Genomic DNA, 6,169 nt, shown 5'->3' with positions numbered 1-6,169 from the left:
CGCCGGGTCCGTCCAGCACCGGGCCAAGCGCCCCGGGGAGGCGCGGGCCTGGTTCCGCCGCGCGGTGACCTTGCAGCCCGACGGGGCCGCCGGCTGGACCAACCTCGGCACCCACGCCATCAAGGCGGGCGCCTTCGACGAGGCGGTCACCCTGCTGCGCCGGGCGCTGGCCCTGCGATCCGCGGAGCAGGAGGCGCTGGCAAGCTCCAACCTCGGCGTCGCCTTCATGGCGCTGGGCCGCCATGGTGAGGCGGTGGCCGCCCTGCGCGCCGCGCTGGAACGCGCGCCGGGGGACGCGGAGGTGCGCTCCAACCTGCTGTTCTGCCTGTGCTTCGCCGAGGACGTGGACCTCGGCGCGGTGTTCGCGGAGCATCGGCGCTTCGAACGGGCGGTGATGCCGGTGCCGCCCGCCGCCCCGCGCTTCGCGGCCACGGACCGCGATCCGGACCGCCGCCTGCGCGTCGGCTATCTGTCGCCGGATTTCCAGCGCTATCCGGGACCGGGCTATCATTTCCTGCTGCCGCTGATCGAGCGCCACGACCGGTCGGTGGTGGAGGTGACCTGTTACTACAACGACCTTCCGAAGGACGCCGCGACAGCCCGTTTCGCGGCGTTGGCCGACCGCTGGCGCGACGTCGCCGCCCTGCCGGACGGGGAGCTGGAACAGCTGATCCGGGCGGACGGCATCGACGTGCTGGTGGACTGCGGCGGGCACATGTCGCGCAACCGCATGCCGCTGTTCATCCGCCGCCCGGCCCCGGTCCAGGTCAGCCTGCCGCTCTACCCCAACACGACCGGGCTGACGGCGATGGACTACCAGTTCTCCGATCACCGATTCGCCGCGGCGAGCGCCGACGCCCTCCATACGGAGGCGCTGATCCGCCTGCCGGGAAGCGTGCTGTGCTACCGCCCCGCGGAGTCCGCCGTGGCGCCGCCCGACCGTCCGCCGGTGGAGACGGAGGGGGTGTTCACCTTCGGCTCCTTCAACAACCTGACGAAGCTGAACGCCGGCACCCTCGCGCTGTGGGGGCGGGTGCTGGCGGCGGTGCCCGGCGCGCGGCTGATGCTGAAATGGCGGGGGCTGTCCGGCGGCGGGGTGGCGCGGCGGGTGCTGGACGCCTTCGCCGCCCATGGGGTGGACGAGACGCGGTTGCTGCTGCGCGGCACGACGCCGGACCCCTACGAGGATTATGTGCGGCTGGACTGTGCGCTGGACCCCGTCTTCGCCAACGGCGGGACGACCACCTGCGACGCGCTGTGGATGGGGGTTCCCGTGCTGTCGATGGTGGGGGAGGCGATGATTTCCCGTTGGGGTGCCACGATGCTCGGCAGCGTCGGGCTGGGCGCGCTGGTGGTGGAGCGGGCGGAGGATTACGTGGCGCTCGCCGTCCGGCTGGCCACCGACCGCGCCTTCCTGGACGCGCAGCGCGCCGGGCTGAGGGGGCGGATGGCGCGTTCCTCCCTGATGGACGAGGCGGACTACACCGCGGCGGTGGAGGCCGGTTACCGCATGGCGTGGCGCCGCTGGTGCGCCGGCCTGCCACCCGCCCGCATCGACATGGGCGCGGCATGACGGACGCTGTTTTCGACCTTGCCGCCGCCCGGCGCATCCTGGTGGTGAAGCTGGACGAGGCGGGCGACTTCGTGCTCGCCACAGCCTTCCTGCGCGGCTTGCGGGCCTCGGCGCCGCAGGCGCGCATCCTGCTGGCGGTGCGCCCCGCCGTGGCCGACCTCGCCGCCCCTTGCCCGCATGTGGACGCGGTGGTGTCGCCCCAGCCGAAACCGGGCGGCGGCATCGACCTGCGCGCCGTCACGCCCGGCGGCGCCGCGGCCTTCGCGGAGGCGTTCCGCGCCGGCTTCGACCTGACGCTGGTGCCCCGCTACGACTTCGACCGGCACGGCGCCACCTCCCTCGCCGCGAACAGCCGCGCCCGCGCCGTGCTGGGCTTCTCGGAGACGGTCACCCCCTGGAAGGCGTCGGGAAACGCCGGCTTCGACCGCGCCTACACCCACCGGCTGACGCCCCCGCCGGGCCGCCACGAGGTGGAGCAGAACCTCGCCCTGCTGCGCTTCGCCGGCGGCGTGCCGGACGGGGATGGGGTGGAGCTGTACCTGACGGCGGAGGACCGGGCGGAGGCGGCACGCCTGCTGGCCGTGGTCGAGGGGGAGCGCGTGATCGCCGTGGCGCCGGGGGCCGCCGCCCCGCGCCGCGAATACCCGCCGGACCGTTTGGCGATGGTGGTCGCCGTGGTGGCGGTCGGGCTCGGCGCACGGGTGGCGGTGATCGGCACCGAACGGGAGCGGGCGGCGGCGGCGCTCATCGCCGCGGCCCTGCCGGGGCGGGTGATCGACCTCACCGGGCGGACCGGGCTGCGCGTGGCGGCGGCGGTGATCGAACGGACGGGGGGGCTGATCGCCATGGATTCCGGCCCGGCCCATCTGGGGGCCGCCGTGGGCGTGCCGGTCGCCGTCTTCTCCTGCCATCCGAAGGGCGGGGACCCCAACCACCACCACGCGCCGGAACGCTTCCGCCCCTGGAGCGCGCGGACGCAGGTGCTGCGGCCCTCGGCGGCGCTGCCGCCCTGCCCGGCGGAAAGCTGCACGGCGGCGGAGGCCCATTGCATCGCGTCCATCCCGCCGAACCGGGCGGTGGCGCGCATTCTCGACCTGCTCGGCGGGCATGAAAGCGGATTGCGATCCGCTTTGGACCGCGACGGCGGTCCCGGTCGCCCATGCGACCGAAGCCCGCCGGCGAATGAGGCGATATGAATCCAAAGCGAACGGAAGTTCGCTTTAGGGGTCAGGCCGGACGGTTCATGCCGGGGAACGGGGCCGCTGGCGCAGGGCGGCGGCCATGGCCCGCTCCAGGTCGGTGCGGGTGAAGGGTTTGCGCAGGATGGCCGCCGGCCCCACCGCCTCCAGCAGGGCCGGGTCGAAGCCGTGATAGCCGGACATCAGCACCACCGCCAGCCGGGGGAACATCCGCCGCGCCTCGCAGGCCAGCGCCACCCCGTTCATGCCGCGGGGAAGCATGATGTCCGTCACCAGAAGGTCGAAATCCTCGTCCGCCATCAGGTCCAGCGCGTCCGGCCCGTCGGCGGCGGCGGCGGTCCGGTGCCCACCCTGGGCCAGCATGGCGAGAACCCCGGCGCGCACCTGGGGGTCGTCCTCGGTCACCAGCAACCGCAGGGGAGGCAGGACGGGCGGCGGTCCGTCCTCCTTGCCCGCACCGTCCGCGTCCGCCGCCGCGCCGGGCGGGCCGTCCCCGGAGGTGCCGCGCAGGCGGATGGTGGCGGTGGTGCCGGCGCCCGGGCGGCTGGCCAGCAGGAAGTCGCCGCCGGACTGGCGCGCGAAGCCGGCGACCATGCTCAGCCCCAGCCCGGTGCCCTTGCCCTGGTCCTTGGTGGTGAAGAAGGGCTCGCACGCCTTCTCCAGGATCGCCGGGGACATGCCGGTGCCGGTGTCGGCCACGGCGATGTGGCACTGGCCGGGCTCCGGGCCGGGGCCGGCGGTGATGGTGATGCGCCCGCCGTCCGGCATCGCGTCGCGGGCGTTGATCAGCAGGTTCAGCAGGGCGTTCTGAAGTTGCGTGCGGTCGGCCATGACGGCGGCCCCGGCGAGGATGGGAGGGGCGGCGATCTCCACCGCCACGCCCAGCAGCGGGGCGGCCAGCCTCTGGATGTCCTCCACCGCCGCGTCCAGCGGCACCCGCACCGGATTCAGCGGCTGGCGCCGGGCGAAGGACAGCAGCCCGTCCGTCAGGTTGCGCCCGCGGTCGACGGCCTGGACGATTTCGGCGGCGTGGGCCGCCGCCTCCCCGCCGGCGTGGGCCAGCACCATCTCGGCGTTGGCCCGGATGACCATCAGCAGGTTGTTGAACTCGTGCGCCACGCCGCCGGTCAGTTCCCCCAGCGCCTGGATGCGTTCGGTGCGGCGCAGGTTCTCGGCGGCCAGATTGCGCTCGGTCACGTCGCGTATGAACAGGGTAAAGTGGCGCACCCCGTTGTTCATCCACGATCCCATGGAAATCTCGGCGTCGAACGCCTTGCCCCCCGCCCCCACGGCGCGGACCGGCACCAGCGGCTCGCCCAGCAGCGGCAGATCCTGAAGCTGGGGCAGCAGCCGGGCGATGGGCTGGCCCCGCATCGCGGCGGCGGAGCAGCCGAACCGCTCCTCCGTCGCCGGGTTCATGCTCCAGATGGCCCCGTCCTCGTCCACCGTGACGAAGCAGTCGCGGGCGGCATCGACGATGGCGTGGTAGCGGGCGCTGCGCTGGGCGCGCAGCTTGCGCTCGCGCTCCACCGCCGCGGTCTGGTCGTAGATCTGGATCAGACACCCCACCCCGCGGCCCGTGCGGGTGGGGCGCACGACGATGGACTGCGCCACCCGTTCGTCGGTCATGCCGTCGCCGCGCAGCAGCGGGAACAGGTCGTGGTTGACGTGGTGCGAGATCACCGCCGGCAGGCCGGTGTCCAGCGCGTCCCGCACCGCCAGCTCCACCCGCCCCCCGGCCATGGCCGGCAGCAGGGCGGACAGCTCCGCCCCGATGGCGGTCCGGCGGGAGATGCCCGAATGGCGGACCATCCAGGTGTTCCAGACGACGATGCGCCGGGCGTCGTCGACGATGACCACCCCCATGTCCAGCTCGTCCAGGACGGAGGGAATGACCAGGGGGACGGCGGCGGAACCGGCGGCGGGGTCGCTCATGATCGGACGGGGGAGCGGGTCACGGGGATTCGCGATCGGTCAGCGACCGGCGCACCCCGTCCACATAGCGGGCGATGGCGCTGCGCAGGTTCGACATGGCGTTGAGGTCCAGCAGAAGGATGATGAAGCCGCCAATGTCGCGGTCCCGGATGGAGAAGTCGATGGACATGAACAGGATCACGCCGTCGTCGTCGCCGCGGATGGTGCGCTTGAAGATCTGCTCCACCCCGCCCTGGAAGCAATGGGGCAGGGTGGCCTCGATCCGGCAGCCCAGCATGTTGGCGATGCCGGACAGGCAGTTGTTGAGGATGACGTTGCCGACCTCGGTCATGGCGTCCTCCTCCAGGTCGGCGATCTCCTCCAGCGTCAACTGGTCGCCGACGATGGCCTGGACCAGATGCAGGCTGCGCGCCTCGGGGAACACCAGCAGGGCGCGGCCGGAGAACGGGCCGCTGAACTGCTCGCCCACCGCGATCAGGGGGGTGTTGCGGTTGCCGCCGATGGCGTTCAGCGCCTCGGCGCGCGACAGGATGCGCACGTTGGGGACCGACATCGCCACCGGCTTTCCCACCATCCGGCTGAGCGCCGCCGCCGAGCGGCTGACGGCCACGTTCAGAAGCTCGGTGACGGCGTCCTGTTCCAGCGCGTCGAACATCGCGGCGGTCACACCCTTTCCGCCACATCCGACCCGGAAATGAAGCGCAGGACGTCCTCGCGCCGCACCGGCTTGCCCAGGAAGGCCAGCCGCAGCCGGCGCGCCTCGGCCAGGATGTCCTCCTGCGCGTTGGCGGTGACCAGGGCGATGGCCGCCTCGGGCTGGCGGACGCGGATGACCGCGGCGGCGGACAGCCCGTCCACCCCCGGCATGTTGTAGTCCATGAACACCGTGTCGAATCCGGTCCGTTCCGTCAGCTCCAGCGCGGCTTCGGCGTCCGCGGCCTCGGTCACGTCGGCCTCCACGCCCAGGTCGTTCAGCACGGCGCGCAGCGCCATGCGGGCCAGCTTGCTGTCGTCCACCAGGAGGATGTGTTTGCAGGTGCGCATGATCGGTCGCTTTCCGCCAAAGAAGCCGTTTCTGTGACAGTCAAAGGGTTGCGGGATGGCGCAGCACCATCACCATCTGGTCGTCCACGCGCCCGCAGCCGTCGCGCATCAGCACGGCGGCGGCCAGGGCAGGGTGGGTGTGGAGGAGCCGCCGGTCGAGGAACAGGTCGGCCAGCCGGGAACAGCCGTCGCTGTGCAGGACGATGTGGTCCCCGGCCTGCCAGGGAAGCCAGGCGGTGGGGGGCGGGGCGGCGTTGTAGCCCACCACGCCCCAGCGCCCGGGCAGGCTGGCGGCCTCGCCCCGGCGGATCAGGGTCGCGGCGATGTTGCCGACCCCGGCGTAGCCGATGCGCCCCGCCTCCAGCCGCAGGACCACGGCGACCGCCCCGCGGGTGGTGCGGAGGGCGCCGTGGAGCGT

The 6,169-nt window shown here is 73.0% G+C and carries 5 protein-coding genes and 1 pseudogene; 2 read left to right on the top strand and 4 right to left on the bottom strand.

Features of this window, described 5'->3' with window-relative positions; translation table 11 throughout:
- Positions 1 to 1,573 (top strand): O-linked N-acetylglucosamine transferase, SPINDLY family protein (locus QSG27_RS27110; protein WP_306711713.1); only part of this gene is annotated, 1,573 nt, incomplete at its 5' end.
- Positions 1,570 to 2,769 carry a glycosyltransferase family 9 protein gene (locus QSG27_RS27105; protein ID WP_306711711.1) on the top strand — a complete coding sequence of 400 codons (1,200 nt, stop codon included), beginning with the start codon at positions 1,570 to 1,572 and terminating at the stop codon, positions 2,767 to 2,769. The genes QSG27_RS27110 and QSG27_RS27105, both read left to right, overlap by 4 nt.
- Positions 2,770 to 2,814: 45 nt before the next feature.
- Here the strand turns inward: QSG27_RS27105 and QSG27_RS27100 are convergent, their stop codons facing one another.
- The 4 genes and pseudogenes from QSG27_RS27100 to QSG27_RS27085 all read right to left on the bottom strand — a co-directional run.
- Positions 2,815 to 4,707 (bottom strand): hybrid sensor histidine kinase/response regulator, encoded by a 1,893-nt coding sequence (locus QSG27_RS27100; protein WP_306711709.1) that lies wholly within the window; start codon positions 4,705 to 4,707, stop codon positions 2,815 to 2,817.
- A gap of 19 nt (positions 4,708 to 4,726) precedes the next feature.
- On the bottom strand, positions 4,727 to 5,374 hold the full coding sequence (locus QSG27_RS27095; RefSeq protein WP_306711707.1) for a chemotaxis protein CheX: 648 nt from the start codon (positions 5,372 to 5,374) through the stop codon (positions 4,727 to 4,729).
- The gene (locus QSG27_RS27090; protein WP_306711705.1) at positions 5,371 to 5,751 is read right to left on the bottom strand and encodes a response regulator; all 381 of its coding nucleotides are present in this window, start codon (positions 5,749 to 5,751) and stop codon (positions 5,371 to 5,373) included. Before QSG27_RS27090 ends, QSG27_RS27095 begins: the two co-directional genes overlap by 4 nt.
- A 40-nt stretch (positions 5,752 to 5,791) precedes the next feature.
- Positions 5,792 to 6,169: pseudogene (locus QSG27_RS27085) on the bottom strand (hypothetical protein); the annotation flags it as partial.

Origin of the sequence: Azospirillum isscasi (genome assembly GCF_030849505.1) — a bacterium.
Taxonomy (GTDB): Bacteria; Pseudomonadota; Alphaproteobacteria; order Azospirillales; family Azospirillaceae; genus Azospirillum; species Azospirillum isscasi.
Note: the sequence above shows the minus strand (reverse complement) of the source record. Positions and strands in the feature narration are given on the sequence as shown.

Coding starts and splice junctions, on each gene's coding strand:
- QSG27_RS27105 (WP_306711711.1), top strand. CDS start 1,570: ATGACGGACGCTGTTTTCGACCTTGCCGCCGCCCGGCGCATCCTGGTG.
- QSG27_RS27100 (WP_306711709.1), bottom strand. CDS start 4,707: ATGAGCGACCCCGCCGCCGGTTCCGCCGCCGTCCCCCTGGTCATTCCC.
- QSG27_RS27090 (WP_306711705.1), bottom strand. CDS start 5,751: ATGCGCACCTGCAAACACATCCTCCTGGTGGACGACAGCAAGCTGGCC.